This is a genomic window from Massilia brevitalea (assembly GCF_030711405.1).
Classification (GTDB): domain Bacteria; phylum Pseudomonadota; class Gammaproteobacteria; order Burkholderiales; family Burkholderiaceae_D; genus Telluria; species Telluria brevitalea.
This window is the reverse complement of record NZ_JAULSI010000109.1, coordinates 1-1,441: the sequence shown is the minus strand read 5'-3', so window position 1 is coordinate 1,441 and position 1,441 is coordinate 1. Positions and strand designations below refer to the sequence as shown.

Annotated in this window: 2 protein-coding genes; both read left to right on the top strand. The window is 47.7% G+C overall.

Translation table 11 applies throughout. The annotated features are described in order from the left end of the window. Positions 1 to 255 precede the first annotated feature (255 nt). The gene (locus tag QWL29_RS26480; protein ID WP_305825841.1) at positions 256 to 789 is read left to right on the top strand and encodes a hypothetical protein; all 534 of its coding nucleotides are present in this window, start codon (positions 256 to 258) and stop codon (positions 787 to 789) included. Continuing rightward, entirely contained in the window at positions 779 to 1,411 is a 633-nt protein-coding gene (locus QWL29_RS26475) for an ATP-binding protein (protein WP_305825840.1), read from the top strand. The genes QWL29_RS26480 and QWL29_RS26475 overlap by 11 nt, the downstream gene beginning before the upstream one ends. The last annotated feature ends 30 nt before the right edge of the window (positions 1,412 to 1,441 follow it).

Genomic DNA, 1,441 nt, shown 5'->3' with positions numbered 1-1,441 from the left:
GAGAAAGAACTTATCGTCGTGTCCGAAATTACTTGACCACTACACAGAGAGGCCATAGAGGCAGCTGATGAGGAAGCGATTGATGCACTGCAAATCTTTCGTAAGGACGTAGGGGGGTTCATCCGGGCCTACGATTTTCTTTCGCAGATCGTCGACTTCGGTGACACCGACCTCGAGAAGCGCTCCATCTACTTCAAACACCTGCTGCCGTGGTTAAAGGATGAGCGAACCCATCATGTAATCGATCTGTCCACAGTGAAGCTGACTCACTACAAGCTGAGCGACACGGGGGAACAGGCAATCAAACTGGGGCAGGACCTGGACGATTACAAACTAAAGCCCCTTACCGATATCGGTTCAGGAAAATCACACGATCCAGAAGTCGTCATGCTATCGGCAATTATCGCCAAAATGAACGAGCTCTTCGAAGGTGACCTGACCGACAAGGACATGCTTGCGTTGGCAAACCACGTTGGGGGACTGATGATGGACAACGAGATGTTGGAAGAGCAGGCAGCGGCAAACACGATGGAACAGTTTGGTGCCAGCCCAGATTACAAAAACGTGATGCTTGACTCAGTTGCTGAAGGCTTGGACAAGTACCAGGAAATGGCCAAGCAAGTCCTGAACAGTTCTCGGATCCAGGACGGACTGTCGGAAATTTTGCTCGACCTGGTCTATGCGGGGTTTGCGGAGAAGAGAAAACGGCTCGGGTCTAGAAGTCTTAAGCAATCTTTTGACGTGAAAACGGCTATTGAAGCATCGGCGGGGAGACAGCGTGGGTTATAAAATTTCCAAGATAGACCAGAAATTGCAAAACTGGTTTGAAAATGACATGTCGAGCAAGTTGTTGCGCAGCGTTGCTTTGAGTTTCGGCGAAATTCGTGGGCTAAAGGGATTCGAAATTGAACTTAATTATCCAATTTCCGCAATTGCCGGGAGGAATGGATCGGGGAAGACCACTTTATTAGCACTCGCTGCTTGTGCATTTCACAACAGCGCCGATGGCTTCAGACTGCCAGGTCGGAAGGTCTCGTATTATACTTTTTCGGACTTCTTGATACAGTCAAAGGACGAAGTCTCTCCAGATGGAATATATGTTGAATACGGGATTGCCTATGACCATTGGGCAATTTCTCCCGAAAGCATGGAGAGTGAGGGGGTCAATAGTCAAGCTTTGATTAAAATGCCGGGCGGAAAGTGGAGGACGTATGCAAATAGAATTCACCGCCATGTCATTTATTTTGGAATCGACCGTGTGGTGCCGCACTCAGAAAAAAGTGTGTCTAAGAGTTATCGATCTGCTTTTAAAAAATCCTTAGCCAACGGGTGCGAAGAGAAAGTTAGAGACTCTGTTGGCAAGGTGATGGGGAAAACTTATGATGAATTTCATTTCAAGGGCAGTCTCTAAAACCAAGTGCAACACTCTTTCCTGTAGAGT